Raw genomic sequence first — 23,502 nt, 5'->3', positions numbered from 1 at the left:
CGATCCCGTCGTCGACCACCTGCGTCGTCGGATCCTACGCCGCGGCCCGGACGCAGCGGATGTGCGCGGTCGCAGGCTCCGTGCGACCGCCGTCTGTCACCCTTGTCGGCATGGACTCCGATGCCCACGCGCTCCTGCACGGTCCGTTGTTCTCCCGGCGCACACCTCTGGACCGGGACAACGCCGCCAGCCGTATCAGCGCCTACATCTACGGCAACGTCCTGGTGCTCGCGGCGCTGGTACCGATCATCACCGGCCCGAAGTACGTCGGCATCGCGATCGTGCTCGGTACGGCGCTGTCGACGTTCGTCGCCCACGCATTCGCCGAGGCGGTCGGGCACACCGTGCGCCAGGGGACCCCGCTGACCCGGGCGGAGAAGATCGCCGAACTGCGCAATTCGGTGCCGATCCTGAGTTCGGCGGTCCTGCCGTGCGTGATCCTGGGACTCGGCTGGCTGGGCTGGCTCGAGCCGCGCACGGCCCAGCTGCTCGCCGAGGTCGCCGTGCTGCTGCGGATCGGTGGCATCGTCTTCGTCATCGGCCGGCTCAACGGGGAGCGGCCGGGGCGCACCTCACTGGTGAGTGCCGTCGCACTCACCGCGGTTGCCGCGACCGTGGTGCTCGTCAAGGTCATCCTGACCCACTGACCTTCCCGGCCACTGACCTTCCCGGCCACTGACCTTCCCGGCCACCGACCTTCCCGGCCACCGACAGGGCTGGGACGCGCGCCGGTGGCGCCTCAGACGCCCGTCGGGACCGGCTCGAGGATCTCCGCGCGGGCCTCCGGGGCGGCGGCCCGCAGCGCATCGGCGGACTCGTCGTCGGGCCGGCTCTGCGAGCGGATCTCCGCTTCGACCCGGGCCCGGTAGGTCGCAATCTCCTGCTCCACCGTCGCGGCATCCCAGCCGAGGACGGGGGCGACCAGGCGGGCCGTCTGCTCGGCGCAGTGCACGCCGCGGTGCGGGTACTCGATGGAGATGCGGGTGCGGCGGGCGAGGATGTCCTCGAGATGCAGCGCTCCCTCCGCGGCCGCCGCGTACACGACCTCCACCTGCAGGTACTGCGGCGCATCCGTGAGCGGCTCGAGCAGCTCGGGACGGTCGGCCGCCAGTTCCAGCATCTCGTCGATCAGCGACCCGTACCGGTCGAGCAGATGCTTGACCCGGTACGGGTGCAGGCCGTACCGCTCGGCGAGCTGCATCGTCTGGTTCACGAGCGCGAAATAGCCGTCGGCACCCACCAGCGGCACCCGCTCGGTGATGGACGGGGCGATCCGCGCGGGGATGTCCTCGGCCGCCAGGTCGACGGCGTCCTCGGCCATCACGCGGTAGGTGGTGTACTTGCCGCCGGCGATCGCCACGAGGCCGGGTGCGACCCGGGCGACGGCGTGCTCGCGCGACAGCTTCGACGTCTCGTCGCTCTCCCCGGCCAGCAGCGGCCGCAGGCCCGCGTACACGCCGTCGATGTCGTCGTCGGTCAGCGGGACGACCAGGACCCGGTTCACGTGGTCGAGGATGTAGTCGATGTCGGCCTTCGTCGCGGCCGGGTGGGCGAGGTCGAGGTTCCAATCGGTGTCGGTGGTGCCGATGATCCAATGGCTGCCCCACGGGATCACGAACAGCACCGACTTCTCGGTGCGCAGGATGATCGCCGAGTCGCTGACGATCCGGTCGCGCGGCACCACGATGTGCACGCCTTTCGAGGCGCGCACCCGGAACCGGCCGCGCTGCCGGGACAGGGCCTGGATCTCGTCGGTCCACACCCCCGTGGCGTTGATCACCACGTGCCCCTTCACCTCGGTGACCGACCCGTCCTCCGAGTCGCGCACCCGCACGCCGGAGACGCGGTCGGCCTCGCGCAGGAACCCGACCACCTGGGTCGAGGTCCGCACCACGGCGCCGTAGTGCGCGGCCGTGCGGGCGACGGTCATGGTGTGACGGGCGTCGTCGACGACGGTGTCGTAGTACCGGATCCCGCCCACGAGCGAGTCGCGCTTGAGCCCGGGCGCCATGCGCAACGCCGCGGAGCGGGTCAGGTGTTTCTGCGCGGGCACGGACTTGGCGCCGCCCATCCGGTCGTACAGGAAGATGCCCGCGGCAATGTACGGGCGCTCCCACACCCGGTGGGTGAGGGGGAAGAGGAACTTCAACGGCTTGACCAGGTGCGGCGCCAGCGTCGAGAGCGACAGCTCGCGTTCCCGCAGCGCCTCGCGGACGAGCCCGAACTCGAGCTGCTCGAGATACCGCAGCCCACCGTGGAACATCTTCGACGAGCGGCTCGACGTGCCGGAGGCGAAGTCCCGTGCCTCCACGAGGGCGACCTTCAACCCGCGGGTGGCGGCGTCCAGGGCGGCACCGGCGCCGACGACGCCGCCGCCGATGACCACCACGTCGAACTGCTCCGAACCGAGCCGTCGCCACGCGTCACGGCGCTGCTGCGGCCCGAGAATCTGGACGCCTGGTTGGTTGGTCACCGCATCGCTCCCGTGAGTCGCCGACGTTTCCGCACTCAGGCTAGTAGGTTCGTCCGCAGACTGCCGTCCCGAACCATACGCCCGGAGAGGTTGCCGTGACCCGATACATCGCCGCGATCGATCAGGGGACCACGTCGAGCCGCTGCATCATCTTCGACCACGACGGCCGCATCGTGGCCTGGGCCCAGACCGAGCACGAGCAGATCCTCCCCCGCGCCGGCTGGGTGGAACACGATCCGGAAACGCTGTGGCTCAACACCCGCGAAGTCGCCGCCCTGGCCCTGGCGAAGGCGGATCTGACACGCGCCGACATCGCCGCGATCGGCATCACCAACCAGCGCGAGACGACGGTCGTGTGGGAACGCTCCACCGGCCGGCCCGTCCACAACGCGATCGTGTGGCAGGACACCCGCACCGATCGCCTGGTCGAGCAGCTCGCCGGCGACGCGGGCGTGGACCGGTATCGCAAGGCCACGGGCCTGCCGCTGTCGACGTACTTCGCGGGCCCGAAGGTGCGGTGGATCCTCGACAACGTCGAGGGCGCCCGGGAGAAGGCGGAGGCCGGCGAGCTCGCGTTCGGGACGGTGGACAGCTGGATCCTGTGGAACCTCACCGGCGGCACCGGCGCGGGCAACCGGCAGCCGGGAGTGCATCTCACCGACGTCACCAACGCCTCTCGCACGATGCTCATGAATCTCGAGACGCTGCAATGGGATCCGGACATCTGCGCGGACTTCGGGATCCCGATGTCGATGCTGCCGGAGATCCGCAGCTCGTCGGAGATCTACGGGTACGCCCGCGAACGCGGGCCGCTCGCCGGCGTCCCGGTGGCGGGCATCCTCGGCGACCAGCAGGCCGCGACGTTCGGCCAGGCGTGCCTGTCGCCGGGCGAGGCGAAGAACACCTACGGGACCGGGAACTTCCTGCTCCTCAACACCGGGACGACGCCGGTCCGGAGCGAGCACGGGCTGCTGACCACCGTCTGCTACCGCGTCGGCGACGCCCCGGCGGTGTATGCCCTCGAGGGTTCGATCGCGGTCACGGGGTCGCTCGTGCAGTGGATGCGCGACAATCTCGGGCTCATCCGCACGGCCGCGGAGATCGAGGATCTCGCCGCGACCGTCCCCGACAACGGCGGCGCGTACTTCGTGCCGGCGTTCTCCGGCCTGTTCGCGCCGCGGTGGCGCCCCGACGCGCGCGGCGTGATCGCCGGGCTCACCCGCTTCGTCAACCGGGGGCACCTGGCGCGCGCCGCGCTCGAGGCGACCGCCTACCAGACCCGCGAGGTGATCGAGGCGATGCACGCCGACTCCGGCGTCGAGTTGCACACCCTGAAGGTGGACGGCGGGATGGTCGTCAACGAAACCCTGATGCAGTTCCAATCGGACATCCTCGGCGCCCCGGTGGTCCGGCCCGTGGTCGCCGAGACCACCGCGCTCGGCGCGGCCTACGCGGCGGGCCTGGCGGTCGGCTTCTGGGACGGCGAGGACGACATCCGGCGCAACTGGGCGGCCGGCCGCACCTGGGAACCGAAGATGGACGCCGCCGAGCGGGAGCGGCTCTACGCCGAGTGGAACAAGGCGGTCGAGCGGACCTACGGCTGGGCCTGAGCCGCGTTACGCACGGGCCGTCCTGTGCTGCAGGGCGCGCACGGCGCGGCCGAGCCGGCGCGCCGCCTCGGCGAGGTCGGCCTCCCCGGCGGTGGCGAAGCACAGCCGTGCAGTGCGACCGTGGTCCCCGGACACCGCGAAGGCGGTCCCCGGCACGAACGCGACACCGTGCTCGGCCGCGACGGGCAGCAACTCGGCCGTGTCGAGCTCACCGGCGAACCGCACCCAGGTGAACATGCCGCCGCGCACGGCGGAGGAGACGACCGCGTCGCCGAACTCCGCGGCGAGGGCGGTCGACAGCGCCGTGGCCCGGGCGCCGTAGGTGCCCCGGAGCCGGTCGAGATGCCCGGCGTACCAGGGCCCGTCGGCGAGGAGCGCGGCGGCGATCGCCTGGGTCAGGGACGAGCCGCACAGATCGGCGCCCTGTTTCAGCAGCTCCACGGCCGCGCACAGCCGCCGGTCGCCGTGCAGCCAGCCCACCCGTAATGCCGGGGCGAGGGTCTTCGAGGCACTCGAGAGCCGGACGACGCGGTCCGACCAGGACGCGACGGGCGCCGGAGGTGCCTGTCCGAACCACAGCTCGCCGTACGGATCGTCCTCGACGACGCGGAATCCGTACCGGTCGGCGAGGGCCGCGAGGTGCCGGCGCCGAGCCGCGGACAACACGACCCCGCGCGGGTTGTGGAGCGTGGCGACGGTGTGCACGAGCACCGGCCACTCCCCCGCCGCCAGGAGGCGTTCGAGCGCCTCCGTGTCCATGCCGTCGTCGTCGAGCGGTACCGGGACCACGCGGGCCTCGGCGGCGTGGAAGACCTGCAGCGCACCGGTGTACGCGGGCTCCTCGACGATCACCGTGTCACCCGGGTCGAGCAGCACCTGAGCGAGCAGGCTCAGCGCCTGCTGGGAGCCGTGGGTGACGACGACCTCGTCCGGGTGGACGGCGCGTCCGAGCCGCTCGCCCTCCCGCGCGGCGAGCACGGCGCGCAGGTCGCCGCGACCGGAGGTCGCGGCGTACTGGGCGGCAGCCGGGTCACGGAGCACGGTGGCGGCCGCGTCGGCGATCTCCGCGGTGGGCAGCAGCTCGGGCGCGGGGAGCCCGCCGGCGAGGCTGAGGACGTCCGGTCGGGCGGTCAGGGCGAGCAGATCACGGATGGCGGAGCTGCGCAGGCCGCGCAACCTGCGGGCGGTGCGGATACTGCCCTCGACGGACACGGGAACTCCTGGACGGGTTGAGAGAAGACCTCTTTCGTCCCGGGTCCGCGGTCGGCGCGAGGCTGTCGATGACGGACCGGATCCGGTCCTCGCCCCACCGTAGCACCACCTGCCCATAGCGTGGAATGCGGATCCCACACTATGGAACCCTGATCCGGTGGGGCGAAGCCGGCGCGGGAGCCGCGGCGCGCCGGCCTCGGGGAACCTTCATCCCGAAACGTGCTCACCCGGCAGGGGGTGCAGCACCCGCGTACGCATCGCATCGGCAGCGACGTCACGCGGGTCGGTGAGGTAGTACTCCCGGAACGGCCCCTCGGCCGCGAGACCGCGCTCGTCGAGCCACCCGAACAGTGCGTGGTAGGCGACCGGCAGCAGCGCGACCGGACCGACGAAGTCCACGCCCGCGAAAGTCCCGCCCGGCAGCGTCGTCGTGGCAGTTTCCGCACGTCCGAGCGGGGACCGCAACTCGAGACCGACGCCGAACTGCACCACGCCGTCGAGGGTGGCCGGGTACTGCCCCACCACCGGCGCGTCGGTGGGCAGCCCGGCGCTCGACGCGTCGGCCAGCAGCGCCGTCACGAGGTTCGTCACATCCGAATCCAGAGATTCGGCGGTCGATTCCCCATTGCGCCACAAGACCGTTCGATCCTCGATCCAGTGCCGGCGCACGGCGAGGCCGCCGGCTTCGGCCTCGGCGAGGGAGGCGACGAGGGCGAGCGCCCGGTGCTTACGGGCGGCCTCGCGCTCGATCCGTTCCCGCTCCGCGGCGAGGACGACCTCGGTGTGTCCGGGGTCCTGCAGGAGGAGACGGATCGCGGGGACGGATACCTCGGCTCTGCGCAATACCGCGATGCGCAGAGCCGAGGCGAGCTGCTCGCGCGAGTAGTACCGGTATCCGGTACGCGGATCGACCCGGCCTGGAGCGAGCAGCCGTTCGCGGTCGTAGTGGCGCAGCGTCCTGACGCTCAGCCGGGACATCCGCGCGAACTCGCCGATGCTCAGCCATCCGTCGGCCGGGCTCACCCGGTCACCACCGCCCCGCTTCCGGCAACCTCCGGCGCGTACGGGATCACCGTGATGACGTCGACGAGCAGGCCGTCGGGATCGACGGTCATGAAGTGCCGCTGCCCGAAGTCCTCGTCGCGCAGTTCCAACGCGACCGGGAGTGCGAGGTCGCCGGCGCGCGCATACACGGCGTCCACGTCGTCGACCTCCACCGAGATCAGCACGCCGGCGGGAGCGGAGAGGTGGGGTCGGGGAATCGTCTCGTGGCCGCGTGCCACGAGACCGAGCTGCACGGTCTCGTCGGTCGCCGCCTGCAGCTGCGCATACCAGCCGCTGTCGAAAACCACACGCAGACCGAGCAGCCCGGCATAGAAGTCGCGGCTGCGGGCGACGTCGTGAGCGGGGACCACGGGGAAGATGCTGTTCGTTCGCATGCGTCCACCGTCGACCCTCCCCCAGCGAGAGAGTCAAGAACGTCGACGCCGGTCATCCCGCTCAGTCCAGGTGGTCGTCGTGCCGCATCAGCTGGCGCGCCGCCTCGGTGATCGACCCGGTCAGCGACGGGTACACCGAGAAGGTGTGGGCGAGATCGTCGACGCTGAGATTGTTCTGCACCGCGATCGCGATGGGCAGGATCAGCTCCGAGGCGGTGGGGGCGACCACCACGCCACCGATCACGACGCCGGTGGCGGGACGGCAGAAGATCTTCACGAAGCCGCGGCGCAGCCCCGACATCTTCGCACGGGGATTGGTGTGCAGCGGCAGCATCACGGTGCGGGCCGGCACCTCGCCGTTGTCGATCGCGGCCTGGCTGACGCCGACCGTGGCGATCTCGGGCCGCGTGAACACCGCCGAGGCGACGGTCTTGAGCCGGATCGGGCTCACCCCCTCGCCGAGGGCGTGGTACATCGCGATGCGGCCCTGCATCGCGGCCACCGACGCCAGCGGCAGCAGCCCGGTGCAGTCGCCGGCGGCGTAGATTCCCGAGACGGACGTGCGCGAGACCCGGTCGACCTGGAGGTAACCGCCCCGGTCGAGTTGCAGGCCGACCTTCTCGAGCCCGAGGTCGGAGGTGTTCGGCACCGAGCCGACCGTCATCAGGGCATGGCTGCCCTCGACGATGCGCCCGTCGGCCAGCTTGACCCGGATCCCGTTCGCGGTGCGCTCGACGGCGTCGGCACGGGCGTGCTTGACCAGGTTCACGCCCCGCTCGGCGAAGGCGTCCTCGAGCACGAGGGCGGCGTCCTCGTCCTCGTGCGGCAGCACCCGGTCGCGGCTCGAGACCAGCGTCACCTGGACACCGACCTCCGTGTAGGCGGAGACGAATTCGGCGCCGGTGACACCGGAACCGACGACCACGAGGTGCTCGGGCAGCGCGTCGAGGTCGTAGAGCTGACGCCAGTTGAGGATGCGGTCGCCGTCCGGCTCCGCGCCGGGCAGCACCCGCGGGCTCGCGCCGGTCGCGATGAGCACGACGTCGGCGTCGAGGATCCGCTCCTCGCCCGTGAAGAGGTTGGCGCGCACCTGGTGCGCCGCCATCCCGACCTGGCTGTCGATGAGCTCGCCGCGGCCGCTGAGCAACTGCACGCCGGCCGCCTCGAGCTTGGTGCGGATGTCCGCGGACTGCGCGCGGGCGAGGCTCTTGACCCGGGCGTTGACCTCGGGCAGCGCCACCCCGGAGCTTTCGAGCTGGACGCCGAGGTCGGCGGCTCGGCGCATGTCGGTGCGGATGCCGGTGGACGCGATGAACGTCTTGGACGGCACGCAGTCGAAGAGCACGCAGGCACCGCCGACCCCGTCCGAATCGATCAGTGACACGGTCGCGCCGTACTGAGCCGCCACCAGCGCCGCCTCGTAGCCCGCAGGGCCGCCGCCGATGATCACGATCCGGGTCATTGTTCTCCTCTGTATCGATTCCGAGATGGTCCTCGGTCCGGGTGTGCGGGCGCCGGGGTTGCCGAACGTCCGCAGACACGCTATGCCACCGGCCCCGTCCTGCGCACGCGGACTCGGCCACGCAGCGGCCAGCGCCCCGTGTCCTGCGCCGGACGGTCAGCCATTAGCCTGTACCCCGTGCCGATCTACGCCGCCTACGGCTCCAACATGCATCCCGAGCAGATGCTGCAGCGCTGCCCGCATTCGCCGATGGCCGGAACCGGCTGGCTCCACGGCTGGCGGCTGACGTTCAGCGGCGGCGACATCGGCTGGGAGGGTGCGCTCGCCACCGTCGTCGAGGATCCCGACTCGAAGGTGTTCGTGGTGCTGTACGACGTACCCGACGAGGACGAACGCAGCCTCGACCGGTGGGAGGGCTCCGAACTCGGCATCCACCGCAAGATCCGGCTGCGCGTGGACACCGACGACGGTCCCGTGCTCGCCTGGCTGTACGTCCTCGACGCGTACGAGGGCGGCCTGCCGTCGGCCCGCTACCTGGGCGTGATGGCCGACGCCGCCGAGATCGCGGGAGCCCCCGCCGACTACGTGCGCGACCTGCGCACCCGCAACAGCCGCAACGTCGGGCCGGGCCGGCCCGACAGCTTCTAGTCCCCGGCCGGCCGGTCCGGGTAGAACGGCACGGGGACGCCGACCCGCAGCGTCACCGGATCCCCGGCCTGCACGTCGTGCGACGCGGCCCGCTGCGCCCGGATCGTCTGCCCGGCGCCGGTCACCCGCACCTCCGTCAGTGCCCCGCCGAAGGCGATGTCGAGCACGGTGAACTTCGACGGCTCGTCGGCCGCGGCGACCTGCACCTGTTCCGGGCGCACGAGCACGTGACCCTTGCCGTGGGCCGGGGCGGCGAGCGGGACCGCACCGATCACCGTGTGCGCGCGGTCGCCGTCCGCATCGGCGTCGAGCACGACCGAATCCCCCACGAATGCGCCCACCTCGAGCGTCGCGGGCCACCGATAGACCTCCTCCGGGGTGCCCACCTGGGCGACACGCCCGCCGAGCATCACCGCGACCGTGTCCGCGATGGCCAGGGCCTCGGCCTGGTCGTGGGTGACCAGCACGGAGGCGACCTCCTGGTCCCGCAGCAGGGCGCGGACCTCGGCGCGCAGACTGGCCCGCAGCCCGGCGTCGAGGGCGCTGAACGGCTCGTCGAGCAGTACGACGGACGGGTTCGGGGCCAGCGCCCGCGCCAGCGCGATGCGCTGCTGCTGGCCGCCGGACAACTGCGACGGCTTGCGCTGACCGGTGCCGGCCAGGCCGACCAGGTCGAGCAGTTCCGCCACGCGGCGGTGCCGGACGGACTTCTGCCGCACCATCGATCGCCACGTCGGCTGCACCAGCCCGTAGCCGACGTTGCGCGCCACGCTCAGATGCGGGAAGAGCGCACCCTCCTGCGGCACCAGCCCCACCCCCCGGCGCTCCGGCGGCAGAGCCGTGAGGTCGCGTCCGTCCGCGACGACGCGCCCCGCGCTCGCCGGGTGCAGACCCGCGACGACGCGCAGCAGCGTGGTCTTGCCCCCGCCCGAGGGCCCGAGTACGGCCAGCAACGCGCCTCGCTCCACCGTCAGCGAGACGTCGCTGACGACCTCGGTCCGCCCGTACCGGGCGCATACGCCCTCGATGGAGAGCCCGCTCATTCCTCACCGCCACTTTCCGCATCGACCCGGCCCCGCAACAGTCGGCCCAGCACCAGCGACGGCAGCGCGGCGATGAGCACCAGGATCGCGGCGTACGGGGCCGCCGAACCGTATTCGAGGGTCTCGGTGTACTTCCACATCCGTGACGCCAGGGTGTCCTCCCCGATCGGCACGAGCAACAACGTCGCGGGCAGTTCCTTCGCGATGGTGAGGAACGCCAGCGCCGCGCCCGCCACGACACCGGGCGCGGCCAGCGGGATCATCACCCGGACGCCGGTCCGCAGCCGTCCGCTGCCGAGGGTCGCGGACGCGTCCTCGAGGCCGAGCGGGATCGAGGCGACGGCCGCGCGGATCGACCCGACGGCGAGCGGCAGGAACAACACCGCGTAGCCGATCACGAGCATCGGGGTGTGCTGGTACCACTGCGGCAGCAGCCGGATACCGAAGAAGACCAGAGCCAGACCCACGGTGATGCCGGGCAGCGCGAACCCGACGTAGGAGGCGCTCTCGGTGAACCGCGCCACCGGCGAGGTCGAACGCGCCGCCAGGGTGCCCACCGGCAGGGCCAGCGCCGTCGTCAGCAACGCCCCCAGGGCCGCCACCCACAGCGTGTACGTCGTCGCCGTCCAGATCCCCGCCCAGTCGATCGCCGCCTGCTGCGAGAACCACAACCAGCGCGCAAGTCCGGCCAGCGGCACGCCGACGCTCACCACCAGCACGACGGCGAGGAACGCCAGGGCTGTCCACCGCTGCCCGCCCAGCGGCACGGCCGCGGCGGCTCGTGGGGCGCCGGAACCGACGCGCGCGGTGGCCCCGCGGCGCACCCGGCGCTCGGAGACCGTCAGCGCGACGGCGAGAACGACGAGCACCAAGCCGAACACCGCGGCCGGGGTGCGGTCGAGCAGCCCCCGGTAGCTGCCGTAGATGGCGAGGGTGAAGGCCTCGTACCGCATCAGCGCGACGGCGCCGAAGTCGCTGAGGGTGTACAGCGCCACCAGCAGGCCGCCGGCCGCCGCGGTCGGCCACACCTGACGCAGGGTCACGGTGAGCGTGGTGCGCAGCCGGGACCGGCCGAGGGTGCGGGCCACCTCCTCGAGTCCCGGATCGACCGAGGCCAGCGCGGCGGACACCGGCAGGTACACGTACGGGAAGCTCGCCGCGGTGAGGACCAGCGCGGCCCCCGCGAAACCCGCGAGGCCGGGGAACTGGGCGATGTAGACGAAGCCGGACACGTACGACGGGATGGCGAGCGGAACACTCAGCGCCAGGGCGAACCACCGCCGGCCGGGCAGGTCGGTGCGTGCCGTGAGCCACGCGGCGGTGACGCCGATCACGAGGCAGGCGACGGTGACGGTGAGCGCGAGAATGCCGCTGCGCCACACCAGATCGAGGGTGCGCTGCCGGAACACCAGCGACCACACGCGGTCGGGGCCGTCTGCGAACGCACGCATGACCAGGTGTGCCACCGGGGCGAGCGCGAACACCGAGACACCCAGCGCAGCCAGCGTGAGAACGGGCCGGCTGCGCCGGGTGGGACGGAGAGCGGCGAGCTGGATCAGATGAATCCCAGCTCCTGCAGCAACGCCTGGGTCTGCTCGAGCGAGGCGAGTTCGGCGAGTTCGATGTCGGAGTTGCCGATCTCCGACAGCGGACGCAGCTGGTCCTTGGTCTCGACGCCCTCGACGACCGGGTACTCGGCCGTCTCGTCGGCGAAGTAGGCCTGGGCCTCGGGCGAGAGCAGCGCGGCGACGAACTGCTCCGCCTGCTCCTTCTGGTCCGTGGTCTTCAGCACGCCGGCCCCGGCGATGTTCACCAGCGCGCCCGGATCACCGGCCTGGAAGTAGTAGACCTGCACGTTCAGGTTCTCGGCACCGCGCTCGTCCGCGAGGCCGTACCAGTAGTAGTGGTTGGTCAGGCCGAGGGTGACCTGGCCGGTGTCCACACCCTCCATCAGCGGGCCGTTGCCCTCGAAGGCCACCGGCTCGTTGGCCTTGAAGGCCTCGAGCCAGGCGCGGGCCCCGTCCTCGCCGCGCGCGACGCGCAGCCCGGTGACGAACGCCTGGAACGACGCGTTGGTCGGGGCGAAGCCGATCTGGCCCTTCCACTTCGGGTCCAGCAGGCCGTCGATGCCGGTGGGCAGATCCTGCGGCTGCACCTTCTCGTCGTTGTAGACGAGCACGCGGGCGCGCGCGGAGGTCGCCACCCAGGTGCCGTCGGCGGCGCGGTAGTCGGCGGGAACCAGCTCGGTCACCGACGCCGGCAGCGTCTCGAGCAGCCCCGCCTGGTCCAGCAGGCCGAGCGCACCGGCGTCCTGGGTGAACACCACGTCGGCCGGCGAGGAGCCGCCCTCCTCGACCAGCTTTCCGGTGATCTCGGGGGTGCTGCCGTAGACGACGTCGACCTCGAAGCCGAGGGTGCCCTCGAGCTGGTCGATCAGCGGCCCGACCAGGTTCTCGCTGCGCCCGGAGTACAGGGTGAGCGCACCGGTGGAACCGCCCTCGGACTCACCCGATCCCGAGTCGCTGCCGCACGCGGCCAACACGGCGGCGACGACCCCGGCCGACAGTACGGCGACAGCTCTGCGTCGAAAATGCATCCGGACCTCCTGGCGTGAGCGACGACTCACAGGCAACGTACAGGTTGTGCAAGCCTAACCTGATCCCAGGACCAGGTTCGTCATCACCCGTAGGCCGACGGCCAGGGCCCGCTCGTCGAGATCGAAGTCGGGCTGGTGGATGTCGAGCTTCGGCCCGGTCCCCCGCCACACACCCAGCCGGGCCATCGCCCCCGGAACCTGCTCGAGGTACCAGGAGAAGTCCTCCCCACCCCCGGACTGCGGGGTGTCCGCCAGCGCGTCCGGGTCGATCGCGCGCACCGCGTCCTCGACCATCCGGGCCGACACCTCGTCGTTGACGACGGGCGGCACACCGCGCCGGTAGTCCAGCTCGTAGCTCAGGCCGGTCGGCGCGAGCAGACCGTGCACGATCTCGCGCACCATCGGCTCGAGCAGCTCCCACGTCTCGTGGTCGCCGGTGCGGACGGTGCCGGTCAGCATGCCGGTGCGGGGAATCGCATTCGCGGCCTTGCCCGCCGTCACCGCGCCCCACACCATCACCGTGCTCGTGCGCGGGTCGATGCGCCGGCTGAGCATGCCCGGCAGCCCGGTGATCACGGTGCCGAGCCCGTACACCAGATCGCCCGTCAGGTGCGGGCGGGAGGTGTGCCCGCCCGGCGAGTCGAGGACCAGCTCGACCGTGTCGGCGGCCGAGGTGATCGCCCCGACCCGCACCCCGACCCGGCCCGCCTCGAGCCGCGGATCGCAGTGCAACGCGAAGATCCGGGCCACCCCCTCGAGCGCGCCCGCGGCGACCACGTCGAGCGCGCCGCCCGGCATCACCTCTTCGGCCGGCTGGAAGATCAGCCGCACACCCACCGGCAGCTCGGGCACCGAGTGCAGCGCCAGCGCCGTGCCGAGCAGGACGGTGGTGTGTGCGTCGTGCCCGCAGGCGTGTGTCACGCCCGGCACGGTGGAGGCGAACGGCAGGCCCGTCAGCTCCTGCATGGGCAACGCGTCCATGTCGGCACGCAGGGCGATCCGCGGACCCTCGGGGCCGAGATCGCAGATCAGGCCCGTGCCGCGCGGCAGCACCTTCGGTTCGAGCCCGGCGGCGGCGAGCGTGCTCCCGACGAACTCGGTGGTGGCGTACTCCTGACGGGCCAGTTCGGGATTGGCGTGGATGTGCCGGCGCCACGCCGACAGGTCGTCGGTGTGCTCGCCCAGCCACTTCTCGATGTACGGGTTCATCGGCGCGCCACGTTCTCGAGCAGCCGTGCACGCTGCGTGGGATCGGTCGCCGCCCGGGCCGCCGTCGCGGCGAGCGCGCGGGCGCCGTCGAGGACGGCGAGGTCCGCCGAGGCGGTGACGCACGCGGCGGCGAACGCCGCCTGGTGGGTCACCGCCCCACCCGAGTCGAGACCGATCACCGGGTGGATACCCGGCACCACGTTCGTCACGTTTCCCATGTCCGTGCTGCCCAGCGGGCGCGATCCTTCCTCCTCGACGGGCAGCGGCGTGCGCCCGAGACCGATGATCTCCTCACGATAAGCCCGGACCAGCCACGGGTCGGGAGTCAGTTCGGTATAGGTCGGCGACACGGTGCGGATCTCGTGCGTGCAGCCGGCGGCGAGAGCCCCGGCGGCGAAGCAGTTCCCGGCGCGCTCGGACAGGTCGGCGAGGGAGTCCGCGGTCGTCGCCCGCAGGTAGTACAGCAGTTCGGTGTGCGCGGGCACGATGTTCGGGGCGGTGCCGCCGTCGCTGACGATGCCGTGGATCTGCTGGCCGGGCAGCAGATGCTGACGCAGCAGGCCGACGGCGACCTGCGCGACGGTCGCGGCGTCGGCGGCGTTGCGGCCGTATTCGGGGGCGGCGGAGGCGTGCGCCTCGCGACCGGTGTAGGTGACGGCGATGTCGGCGAGGGCCAGCGACGTCGCCCCGGTGATGTCGAACGGGCCCGGGTGCACCATCAGGGCCATGCCGACGTCGGCGAACACGCCGCGCTCGAGCATGAGCACCTTGCCGCCGCCGGTCTCCTCGGCGGGCGTGCCGATGACGCGGACGGTGATGCCGAGGGCGTCGGCGACCGCGGCGAGACCCAGGCCCGCGCCGGCGGCGGCGGCGGCGATGATGTTGTGCCCGCACGCGTGCCCGATGCCGGGCAGGGCGTCGTATTCGGCGCAGATGCCGACGACGAGTTCCCCGCTGCCGAACCGGGCGTCGAACGCGGTGGGCAGATCGGCGATCCCGGTGCGGACCTCGAATCCGCCGCCGCGCAGCAGTTCGACGATCTTCGCGGCGCTGCGGTGTTCGTCGAAGGCCAGCTCCGGCTCGGCGTGGATCGAATGCGACAGGGCGATCAGGCCGTCCGACGCAGCCTCGATCGCCCTGTCCGCATCGCTCGTCACCCGCTCAGTCTGGCACGGGCGGAACGAGGGCACCTCACCCGAGGCGGAAGTTCGACTCGTCCGTCTTCGTCTCGAGCGCCGCGATCAGCGGCGCGTGCAGACCGCGCTTGATGCCCGCCAGGTTGGCGCCCCGGGTGCCGGTCAGGGCGGCGGCCCGCTCGACGGCGGCGGCCAGCACGGTGTCGCCGTCGACGGCGCGATCGACGATGCCCGCCGCGAGGGCGTCACCACCGCCGAACCGGCGGCCGGTCGTGGTCGCCTCGACCGCGGCCTGGATCGGCAGCCGCTCGCGCAGCAGTGCGGACATGCCCACGGTGAACGGCATGTTCAGCGACACCTCGGGCAGGCACCAGAAGCCGCGGTCGGCCCGCATCACGCGGAAGTCGTGGGTCAGCGCGAGCATCGCACCGGCACCGAACGCATGGCCCTGCACCGCCGCGACGGTGGCCGCGGGGAAGGTGAGGATCCGCCCGTACAACTCGTGGACGGAATCGAGGTAACCCGGCAGCCCGGGGAGGTTCCCGAAGATCCAGTCGGTGTCGAGGCCGTTGCTCCAGAACTTCCCGGTGGCCGCGGTGACGAGCGCCGCGGGGCCGTCGTGCGCGACGACCTCGTCGAGCAGCGCGTGGACGGCGGAGAGCCAGTCGGGGTGGAAGCGGTTCTCGGTGTCGCCGCCGGAGCGGTCGCCGAGGTGGAGGACGAAGACGTCGCCGTCGCGTTCGAGGTATGGCATGCGGAGAGGATAGCGCCAGAACCTACCGGTGAGTAACAACACGGTTGGCGCTAGGGTCGACCGACATGGGAGCACCCGACGCCATCGCCGATCCCCCTGCCGAGGCCGCCCGCGCCGCCGCGGCACTCGCCGAGCGCACCGGCGTGCCCGAGCACTCCGTCGCGGTGGTGCTCGGCTCCGGCTGGCGCGCCGCGGTGGAGCGCTTCGGCACGGCGGTCGCCGACGTTCCGATGAGCGAACTGCCGGGATTCGCCCCGCCCACCGCCGAAGGACATTCGGGCACCGTGCATTCGGTGCGGGTCGGCGAGACCCCGGTGCTGCTCCTCGCGGGCCGCACCCACGCCTACGAAGGGCACGACCTGAGCCGCGTCGTGCATCCGGTGCGCACCGCCGTCGCCGCCGGCGCGCGCACCGTCGTGCTCACCAACGCCGCCGGCGGCATCCGGCCCGATCACGCGGTCGGTCAGCCGGTCCTGATCTCGGACCACCTCAACCTCACCGGGCGCTCGCCGCTCGTCGGCGCCCAGTTCGTCGACCTCGTCGACGCCTACTGCCCGAGGTTGCGCGCCCTCGCCCGCGAGATCGACCCCACCCTCGGCGAGGGCGTGTACGCCGGCCTGCCCGGCCCGCACTACGAGACCCCCGCCGAGATCCGCATGTTGCGCACCCTCGGCGCGGACCTGGTGGGCATGTCCACCGTCCACGAGACCATCGCCGCGCGTGCCGCCGGCGCCCGGGTCCTCGGCATCTCCCTGGTCACCAACGCCGCGGCGGGGATCACCGGCGAGCACCTCGACCACCACGAGGTCCTTGCGGCGGGACGGGCCGCCGCCACCCGCATGGGCGACCTGCTGCGTGAGCTGGCGGGCCGGCTGTGACCCTGCGCTTCGGCACCGCCGGGCTGCGCGGCCCCGTCGGCGACGGCCCGGACTGCATGAACGAGGACGTGGTCGTCCGCACCACCGCGGGCCTGGCCCGCTGGCTCGACGCGCGCGGCTCCGGCGGCGGCACCGTGGTCGTCGGCCGCGACGCGCGCACCGGATCGGCCGAGTTCTTCGCCGCCGCCACAGAGGTTCTCGCGGCCGCCGGTTTCGACGTCGTGGCGTTGCCGCGCCCGCTCCCGACCCCGGTGACGGCGTACGCCGTGCGGACGCTCGACGCGGTCGCGGGTGTGCAGATCACCGCGTCGCACAACCCGGCCACGGACAACGGCTACAAGGTCTACACCCGCGGCGGCGCACAACTGGTCGAGCCGGACGACCGGGAGATCGAGGCGGCGATCGACGCCGTCGGCGACGCGGCGTCGGTGCCGCGCGTCACCGTCGCACCCGCGGGGGACGAACTGGTGGCACGGTATCTCGCGCGCGTCGCGTCGCTGCCGCGCTCCGCGGCGCGGGAACTCCGCGTCGCACTGACGCCGCTGCACGGCGTCGGCGGGGAGACCGCGGTGGCAGCCCTGCGCGCGGCCGGCTTCGGCGACGTGCATGTCGTCGACGCACAGTTCGCGCCCGACCCGCGCTTTCCCACCGTCGAGTTCCCCAACCCGGAGGAGCCGGGGTCCGCCGACGCCCTGCTCGCGCTCGCTGCCGAGGTCGGCGCCGACATCGCCGTCGCCCTCGATCCCGATGCCGACCGGTGTGCCGTGGGCGTCCCCACGCCCGACGGCTGGCGGATGCTGCGTGGCGACGAGACCGGGGTGCTGCTGGGCGACCGGATTCTCGCGGGGGCCCCGCGCGGTGCACTGGTGGCGACGACGATCGTCTCCTCGTCCCTGCTCGGCAAGCTCGCCGCCGCGCGGGGCGCCCGCTACGCGCAGACCCTCACGGGCTTCAAGTGGCTCGCCCGCGCGGGCGACGGGCTGGTGTACGCGTACGAAGAGGCCCTCGGACACTGCGTCGACCCGGATGCGGTGCGCGACAAGGACGGCATCGCCACGGCGATCGTCGTCGCGGACTACGCCGCGGAGCTGAAGGCCCGGCGGCGCACGCTCGTCGACGCTCTCGACGCCCTGTACCGCGAATTCGGGCTGCATCTCGGCGATCAGGTCTCGATCCGGGTGACCGACCTCGCGCGGATCGGGGCGATCATGAGCCGGCTGCGGTCCGCGCTGCCGGCCGAACTCGCCGGGGAGCCGGTCACGGCCACCGACCTCGCGACGGCGGCCGGCCCGCTGCGCACGGACGCGGTGGTACTCGAGGGGGCGTCGGTGCGCGTCGTGGTGCGGCCCTCGGGCACCGAGCCGAAGCTCAAGTGCTATCTCGAGGCGGTCGCCCCGGACGGTGACCGCGGCGGCGCGACGGCGCGCCTACGGGCGTTGCGCGCGTGGGCATCCGCGCTGAGCGACGGGTAACCACGCACGTCGGTGCCGGCGGTGCCCGCGTGTCGCGGTCACAGCCGGCACCGGAGCGACGACGATTCTCAAAGGCGGTGCGGCACCCCGTATGTGATGACGGTGTCGTTGTTCGAGGTGACAGCCCTGGCGTACGGGCGGATCGTGACCGGGCCGAGCGCTCCCGAGACCGAGCCGTGGACTCCCGCGAGCCGGACGGTCGCCGCCCTGCCGTCGAACTCCATGTCCTGGACGAATGCCACGTCGGTGATGCCGCCGGGCGCAAGATCGACCTCGATCTCCTGGGAGGGGATGATCGAACCGCCGATCGTCGCGCCGGTGCTCGCGTCGAGCCCGAGCGCGAACTCGGGGGCGAGCTCGACGCCGATGCCGAACTCGTTGCCAACCTCCCAGTCGAGGCTGGGGGTGTTGATGTGCACGATGGCACCGTTGAGGGCGACGGGATAGCCGATCTGGTATCCGATGGTCAGTTTGGTGTCCTGGAAGGAATCCGCGTCCGGCCCGGTGATGTTGACCGATACGACCTCGTCGTGGAAGAACTCGAAGCTGACGGGCGAGCTGTCGAGCGGCGGATAGGACTGGATCGACGTGTCGGCCTGGAGCACTTCGATGGCGTTGTTGTTGCCGAGGGGCAGCGTCCGGGCATTGTCGACAGCGGCTCCGGCACTGCCGGACCCCACCACCATGCCCAGCACTGCGGCCGCACCGAGTGCGGTGGCCCGGGCGCACTGTCGAAACCTGTTGCCGGAGAAGGTGTTGATCATCGAGCGGACCTCATTTTCGTGGACGGTCGAGGGCAGTGGACGAACCAACCGATCTCGGCGAGCGTAACCACAGAAGCCCCGTCCGGAAGGCGAGTTGATCATCTTCGCCGAAACGAGACGGAATCGGCCGGACACACCGCCGCTCCGGACCGGACCCCCTCACGTCCGGCACCGCGACCGGAATCTCTTCCTGTCCTGCGGTTTCGCGGGTTCCGGGCCGGATGCCGGCGAGGCGCGCAATGCCGCGGAGCCGACCCGCACCAGATCCCAAAAGAAACTCTATTGTAATCCTGTCACACAACAGACAAAGAGGACATACAAGACTATCTCGGCGCCGATGCGGATCGCTGGTGCGGCGCAAGCGGATCCGCGAGCCGCCTCAGCGAGGTCCGAACTGGCGGTCGCCGGCGTCCCCGAGTCCCGGGACGATGTACCTGTCCTCGTTGAGTCCCTCGTCGATCGTCGCGGTCACCAACCGGACCGGATGACCGGAGTCGGCGAGCGCCGCCACCCCCTCCGGGGCCGCGACCACGCACACCGCGGTGACGTCGGTTGCTCCGCGCGTGACCAGCAGCTCGATCGTGTGGACCATGGAGCCGCCGGTGGCGAGCATCGGGTCGAGCACGTAGACCGGCAGGCCGGACAGGTCGTCCGGGAGCGACTCGAGGTACGGCACCGGCTCGAACGTCTTCTCGTCCCGGGCCAACCCCACGAAGCCCACGCGCGCCTGCGGGATCAGCGCGTGCGCCTGCTCCACCATGCCGAGCCCCGCGCGCAGCACCGGCACCAGCAGCGGGGGCTGCTGCAGGCGCACACCGGTCGTGCTCGCGACGGGCGTGCGCACCTCGAACTGCTCCACCGGGGCGTCCCGGATCGCCTCGTAGATCAGCATCTGGGTAAGCCGGCGCAGCGCGTACCGGAAGGCGGCGCTGTCGCTGCGCTCGTCACGCAGGGTCGTGAGGAGAGCGGCGGCGAGCGGATGGTCGACGACGAGCGAATCCATGCCGGAAGGATAGAACGCGGCCACCGTGTGCCTGCCGCCGAGTGGGGCCGCGGACCACCCGCCCTCGGGCGGCGATCGACGGTCCGTGCCTGCCGGGTTCTCCGTCGCGGTTCTCCGTCTCGGCGCGAAGCCCACCGCAGGTGTGCCATCGTGACAGTCGGGCGTGCGGGGAGACGGGACGGGTGCGCATGTGGGAATTCGTCGACGAGCGGAAGGCGCAGATCGCCTTCAGCGCCTACCAGCACGTGAGCCTGGTCGTGCAGGCCGTCCTCCTCGCCACGATCGTCGCCGTCGTGATCGCGGTGATCGTCACGCGCGTCCCGCGGCTCGAACCGGTGGCGAACGCGCTCAGCGCCATCGGTCTGACGATCCCGTCGTTCGCCCTGCTCGGCATCCTGATCCCGCTCGTCGGAATCGGCGTCACCCCGGCTTTCATCGCCGTGGCGTTCTACGCGGCGCTGCCCGTGCTGCGTAATGCGGTCGTCGGCCTGCAGGGCGTCGACCGGGCGCTCGTCGAGTCGGCGCGAGGCCTCGGCATGGGCGAGGTCGGCACCCTCACCCGCGTACGGCTCCCCCTGGCCTGGCCGGTCATCCTCGCCGGGGTACGGGTCTCCACCCAGATGTCCATGGGGGTCGCCGCCATCGCCGCCTACGTCCTCGGCCCCGGCCTGGGCTCGTTCATCTTCACGGGCCTGTCCCAGATCGGTGGCGCCAACGCCCTGAATTCCGCGCTCGTGGGCACGGTGGGCGTGGTCGTGCTCGCCCTCGCTCTCGACGCACTGCTCCTCGCGATCGGCAAGGTCACCGTCTCGAAGGGAATCCGAGCCCGATGAACACGCCAGCACATTCCGCCGGGGGCATCAGCGGCACCGACATCGACCTGGTCGACGTGGTGAAGACCTTCCCCGGTCAGGCCCGGCCCGCCGTCGACGGACTGAGCCTGCACATCCCGGCGGGCGAGATCGTGATGTTCGTCGGTCCGTCCGGTTGCGGCAAGACCACGTCGCTGAAGATGATCAACCGGCTCGTCGAACCCACCTCCGGCACCATCCTGATCGGGGGTGAGGACGTCCGTTCCGCGGACGTCGACGACCTGCGCCGGCGGATCGGGTACGTGATCCAGGGCGGCAGCCTCTTCCCGCACATGACGGTCGCCCAGAACATCTCGATCGTGCCCCGGCTGCTGGGCTGGGACAAGCGACGGACCGCGGACCGGGTCGTGGAGCTGCTCGAACTGGTCAACCTGGATCCCGGCAAGTACTGCGACCGGTACCCGCGGGAGCTCTCCGGCGGCCAGCAGCAGCGGGTCGGCGTCGCGCGGGGCCTGGCCGCCGACCCGCCCGTGGTGCTGATGGACGAGCCGTTCGGGGCGGTCGATCCGATCACCCGGCACCGGCTGCAGGACGAGCTGCTGCGCATCCACGAGGAACTGCGCAAGACGATCGTGTGCGTCACCCACGACATCGACGAGGCCGTGAAGCTGGGCAACCGCATCCTGATCATGGAGGAGGGCGCGCACGTCGCCCAGTACGACACCCCCGAGGTGATCCTCTCGGCACCGGCGAACCGGTTCGTCGAGAAGTTCGTCGGCGCCGGGTCCACCCTCAAGCAGCTGTCCCTCAGCCGGGTCGACGACCTCGACCTCGCCGACGGCACCACCGCCACCGTGGGAAGCCCCGCCGCCGAGGCTGTCTCCCGCGCCGCGGCGAACGACGACGACACCGTCGTGGTCCTCGACCAGCGACGGCGGCCGGTGGCGTGGCTGTGGGTGCACGAGCTCGAGGGCGCCGAGTCCGTCCCGGCCGGCGAACCGCAAGGCGTGATCACGCTCGATCGGCACGCCACGTTGAACGATGCGCTCGACGCGATGCTCACCTCGGCGCACGGGGCCGCGATCGTGACCGGCCGGCACGACGAATTCCTCGGATTGGTGAACTTCGAGTCCGTCACCAACCGGATCCGCCCCACCGGTCCACGCTCGGCGGGGCCCGGCGCCGACGACACCGGGAGCCGCATATGAGCCTCGACGCCGAGCCGGCCGCGCCGTCGCGCGCCGCGGGAACCGGGACACGCTCGCGCGACGCCGGCGCGGGGCGTGAGAACACGGGGCTGCTCGTCGTCATCCCCGTCCTGGTGGCGGTGGTGTTCGCCGCGTGGGCACTGTGGCGGGGCAACGCCGACCTCGACTCGATCGAGGCCCGGCAACTCGACTGGACCACGATCACGACCCTGCTCTGGCAACACGTCGGGCTCACCGTGGTCTCGGCGATCCTCGTCGTGGCGGTGGCCGTCCCGCTCGGCATCGCCCTGACCCGGCCGAGGTCACGCGCACTCGCACCCGTGGCGGTGGGGATCGCCAACGCGGGCCAGGCGGCCCCGGCCATCGGCCTGATCGTGTTGCTCGCGATCTGGCTCGGCTTCGGATTCGGAACGGCGGTCGTCGCCCTGACCCTGTACGCCGTCCTTCCGGTGCTGCGGAACACGATCACCGGGATCGAGGGCATCGACCCCACGCTCGTCGAGGCCGGCCGCGGAATCGGCATGTCCGGCGCCGGGGTGCTGCTGCGCGTCGAACTGCCGCTCGCCGTACCGGTGATCATGACCGGCGTGCGCACCGCCCTCGTCCTGCTCGTGGGCACCGCCACCTTGGCCACGTTCATCAACGCCGGCGGCCTCGGTTCCCTCATCGTCACCGGCATCACCCTCTTCCGGTATCCGGTGCTCGTCAGCGGGGCCCTGCTCGTGGCGCTGCTCGCCCTGCTCATCGACTGGGCGGGCCGGGTCCTCGAACTCACGGTGCAACCGAAGGGGCTGCGCCGGTGACCCGGATCCTGCTGCCCCGCATCGTCGGATCCCTGCTCGTCGCGGCGACCCTGACCGCCTGCGGACTCGGAACCGCCGGCGGCTTCGTCCCCACCGGCGAGCTCGCCGGTCCCCTGCAGTCCGTCCAACGGCTCGACGGGGCGAGCGTCGCGGTCGGGTCGAAGAACTTCTCGGAAGGAGTCCTGCTCGGGAAGATGGCGGTGATCCTTCTGCGCTCGGCCGGTGCGGACGTCACGGATCTGACCAACATCCCCGGCAGCGCCAGTTCCCGCCAGGCGCAGCTCGAGGGACAGGTCGACCTCCAGTGGGAGTACACCGGAACGGCCTGGATCGCCTACCTCGGACACGAGGAGGCCATCCCGGACGAGCAGGCCCAGTACCAGGCCGTGCGCGACGAGGACCTGCGCGAGAACGATCTGGCGTGGCTGCCGCCCGCCCCCATGAACAACACCTACGGCTTCGCGGCCACCAGCCGCAACGCCCAGCGCCTCGGCGTGGACTCGCTCTCCGACATCGCGAACATCCCGGTCGCCGAACGCACCTTCTGCGTGGAATCCGAGTTCGCCAACCGCAACGACGGCCTGCAGCCGATGCTCGAGACGTACGGGATCCCCCTCGGCTCCGGGGTCCCGCGGGAGAACATCAAGACCCTGGACACCGGGGCGATCTACGAGGCGACGGCCCGGGGCGAATGCAACTTCGGGGAGGTGTTCACCACGGACGGACGGATCGAGGCGCTCGATCTCGCGGTGCTCGAGGACGACCGCACGTTCTTCCCCATCTACAACGTGGCCGTCGTCGTCCGCGAGGAGACCCTCACCGAGAATCCGCAGATCGCCGACCTGTTCGCACCCGTCACCCGGGAGCTGACCGACGAGACCCTCATCGAGCTGAACGGGCAGATCGACGTCGACGGCCGGGAGCCGGCCGAGGTGGCCTACGACTGGCTCGTGGAGAAGGGCTTCATCGAGTAGGACGGG

Annotated in this window: 22 protein-coding genes; 9 read left to right on the top strand and 13 right to left on the bottom strand. The window is 71.7% G+C overall.

The window, feature by feature from the left end; all coding sequences use genetic code 11:
• Positions 1 to 110 precede the first annotated feature (110 nt).
• The gene (locus JYA75_RS14295; protein ID WP_006939619.1) at positions 111 to 647 is read left to right on the top strand and encodes a hypothetical protein; all 537 of its coding nucleotides are present in this window, start codon (positions 111 to 113) and stop codon (positions 645 to 647) included.
• Between the two features lie 92 nt (positions 648 to 739).
• Here JYA75_RS14295 and glpD read toward each other — a convergent pair whose 3' ends face one another.
• A complete protein-coding gene (gene glpD / locus JYA75_RS14290) occupies positions 740 to 2,473 on the bottom strand; it encodes a glycerol-3-phosphate dehydrogenase (RefSeq protein ID WP_006939620.1) in 1,734 nt (577 codons plus the stop codon).
• A gap of 95 nt (positions 2,474 to 2,568) precedes the next feature.
• Between glpD and glpK the strand changes: the two genes are divergently transcribed.
• On the top strand, positions 2,569 to 4,083 hold the full coding sequence (gene glpK / locus JYA75_RS14285) for a glycerol kinase GlpK (RefSeq protein ID WP_006939621.1): 1,515 nt from the start codon (positions 2,569 to 2,571) through the stop codon (positions 4,081 to 4,083).
• A 6-nt stretch (positions 4,084 to 4,089) separates the two neighbouring features.
• Here the strand turns inward: glpK and JYA75_RS14280 are convergent, their stop codons facing one another.
• The 4 genes from JYA75_RS14280 to JYA75_RS14265 form a co-directional block, all read right to left on the bottom strand.
• On the bottom strand, positions 4,090 to 5,295 hold the full coding sequence (locus JYA75_RS14280; RefSeq protein ID WP_203330123.1) for a PLP-dependent aminotransferase family protein: 1,206 nt from the start codon (positions 5,293 to 5,295) through the stop codon (positions 4,090 to 4,092).
• 207 nt (positions 5,296 to 5,502) lie between these two features.
• Complete coding sequence (locus JYA75_RS14275) at positions 5,503 to 6,318, bottom strand: MerR family transcriptional regulator (protein WP_065922376.1); 816 nt, start codon at positions 6,316 to 6,318, stop codon at positions 5,503 to 5,505.
• Positions 6,315 to 6,734: a VOC family protein gene (locus tag JYA75_RS14270; protein ID WP_203330122.1), complete on the bottom strand. Its 420-nt coding sequence runs from the start codon at positions 6,732 to 6,734 to the stop codon at positions 6,315 to 6,317. Before JYA75_RS14270 ends, JYA75_RS14275 begins: the two co-directional genes overlap by 4 nt.
• A gap of 61 nt (positions 6,735 to 6,795) precedes the next feature.
• Entirely contained in the window at positions 6,796 to 8,196 is a 1,401-nt protein-coding gene (locus JYA75_RS14265; RefSeq protein ID WP_006939626.1) for an NAD(P)H-quinone dehydrogenase, read from the bottom strand.
• A 177-nt stretch (positions 8,197 to 8,373) separates the two neighbouring features.
• On the opposite strand from JYA75_RS14265, the gene JYA75_RS14260 reads away from it, so the two are divergent.
• Positions 8,374 to 8,844 (top strand): gamma-glutamylcyclotransferase, encoded by a 471-nt coding sequence (locus tag JYA75_RS14260; RefSeq protein ID WP_006939627.1) that lies wholly within the window; start codon positions 8,374 to 8,376, stop codon positions 8,842 to 8,844.
• Here JYA75_RS14260 and JYA75_RS14255 read toward each other — a convergent pair.
• From JYA75_RS14255 to JYA75_RS14230, 6 genes are all read right to left on the bottom strand, one after another.
• Positions 8,841 to 9,887, bottom strand: coding sequence for an ABC transporter ATP-binding protein (locus tag JYA75_RS14255; protein ID WP_050035483.1), 1,047 nt, complete (start codon positions 9,885 to 9,887; stop codon positions 8,841 to 8,843). The two genes, JYA75_RS14260 and JYA75_RS14255, sit on opposite strands and share 4 nt — an antisense overlap.
• Positions 9,884 to 11,338: an iron ABC transporter permease gene (locus JYA75_RS14250; RefSeq protein WP_170914114.1), complete on the bottom strand. Its 1,455-nt coding sequence runs from the start codon at positions 11,336 to 11,338 to the stop codon at positions 9,884 to 9,886. The genes JYA75_RS14255 and JYA75_RS14250 overlap by 4 nt, the downstream gene beginning before the upstream one ends.
• Before the next feature lie 104 nt (positions 11,339 to 11,442).
• A complete protein-coding gene (locus JYA75_RS14245; protein ID WP_006939636.1) occupies positions 11,443 to 12,483 on the bottom strand; it encodes an iron ABC transporter substrate-binding protein in 1,041 nt (346 codons plus the stop codon).
• A gap of 54 nt (positions 12,484 to 12,537) precedes the next feature.
• Positions 12,538 to 13,692 carry a M20 family metallopeptidase gene (locus JYA75_RS14240; RefSeq protein ID WP_161995065.1) on the bottom strand — a complete coding sequence of 385 codons (1,155 nt, stop codon included), beginning with the start codon at positions 13,690 to 13,692 and terminating at the stop codon, positions 12,538 to 12,540.
• Positions 13,689 to 14,849, bottom strand: coding sequence for a M20 family metallopeptidase (locus JYA75_RS14235; protein WP_065923430.1), 1,161 nt, complete (start codon positions 14,847 to 14,849; stop codon positions 13,689 to 13,691). Before JYA75_RS14235 ends, JYA75_RS14240 begins: the two co-directional genes overlap by 4 nt.
• Before the next feature lie 34 nt (positions 14,850 to 14,883).
• Positions 14,884 to 15,582, bottom strand: coding sequence for an enoyl-CoA hydratase/isomerase family protein (locus JYA75_RS14230; RefSeq protein WP_006939639.1), 699 nt, complete (start codon positions 15,580 to 15,582; stop codon positions 14,884 to 14,886).
• Positions 15,583 to 15,647: 65 nt separating this feature from the next.
• On the opposite strand from JYA75_RS14230, the gene JYA75_RS14225 reads away from it, so the two are divergent.
• Together JYA75_RS14225 and JYA75_RS14220 are read left to right on the top strand one after the other, a co-directional pair.
• Positions 15,648 to 16,460, top strand: coding sequence for a purine-nucleoside phosphorylase (locus JYA75_RS14225; RefSeq protein ID WP_006939640.1), 813 nt, complete (start codon positions 15,648 to 15,650; stop codon positions 16,458 to 16,460).
• On the top strand, positions 16,457 to 17,932 hold the full coding sequence (locus tag JYA75_RS14220) for a phospho-sugar mutase (protein ID WP_161995066.1): 1,476 nt from the start codon (positions 16,457 to 16,459) through the stop codon (positions 17,930 to 17,932). Before JYA75_RS14225 ends, JYA75_RS14220 begins: the two co-directional genes overlap by 4 nt.
• A gap of 68 nt (positions 17,933 to 18,000) precedes the next feature.
• Here JYA75_RS14220 and JYA75_RS14215 read toward each other — a convergent pair whose 3' ends face one another.
• Together JYA75_RS14215 and upp are read right to left on the bottom strand one after the other, a co-directional pair.
• The gene (locus JYA75_RS14215; protein WP_006939646.1) at positions 18,001 to 18,696 is read right to left on the bottom strand and encodes an MspA family porin; all 696 of its coding nucleotides are present in this window, start codon (positions 18,694 to 18,696) and stop codon (positions 18,001 to 18,003) included.
• Positions 18,697 to 19,075: 379 nt separating this feature from the next.
• Entirely contained in the window at positions 19,076 to 19,699 is a 624-nt protein-coding gene (gene upp, locus JYA75_RS14210) for a uracil phosphoribosyltransferase (protein WP_203330121.1), read from the bottom strand.
• A 188-nt stretch (positions 19,700 to 19,887) separates the two neighbouring features.
• On the opposite strand from upp, the gene JYA75_RS14205 reads away from it, so the two are divergent.
• Genes JYA75_RS14205 through JYA75_RS14190 form a run of 4 tightly spaced genes read left to right on the top strand, consistent with a single transcriptional unit; the run spans position 19,888 to position 23,496 of the window.
• Positions 19,888 to 20,532, top strand: a complete 645-nt coding sequence (locus JYA75_RS14205) for an ABC transporter permease (protein ID WP_029544703.1) — start codon at positions 19,888 to 19,890, stop codon at positions 20,530 to 20,532.
• Positions 20,529 to 21,719 (top strand): ABC transporter ATP-binding protein, encoded by a 1,191-nt coding sequence (locus JYA75_RS14200; RefSeq protein WP_050035489.1) that lies wholly within the window; start codon positions 20,529 to 20,531, stop codon positions 21,717 to 21,719. Before JYA75_RS14205 ends, JYA75_RS14200 begins: the two co-directional genes overlap by 4 nt.
• Positions 21,716 to 22,522, top strand: coding sequence for an ABC transporter permease (locus tag JYA75_RS14195; RefSeq protein ID WP_043801414.1), 807 nt, complete (start codon positions 21,716 to 21,718; stop codon positions 22,520 to 22,522). The genes JYA75_RS14200 and JYA75_RS14195 overlap by 4 nt, the downstream gene beginning before the upstream one ends.
• Positions 22,519 to 23,496, top strand: coding sequence for a glycine betaine ABC transporter substrate-binding protein (locus tag JYA75_RS14190; RefSeq protein WP_006939655.1), 978 nt, complete (start codon positions 22,519 to 22,521; stop codon positions 23,494 to 23,496). Before JYA75_RS14195 ends, JYA75_RS14190 begins: the two co-directional genes overlap by 4 nt.
• Positions 23,497 to 23,502 lie beyond the last annotated feature (6 nt).

It is taken from the genome of Rhodococcus sp. PSBB066 (assembly GCF_017068255.1).
GTDB classification, from domain to species: Bacteria; Actinomycetota; Actinomycetes; order Mycobacteriales; family Mycobacteriaceae; genus Rhodococcus; species Rhodococcus aetherivorans.
Note: the sequence above shows the minus strand (reverse complement) of the source record. Positions and strands in the feature narration are given on the sequence as shown.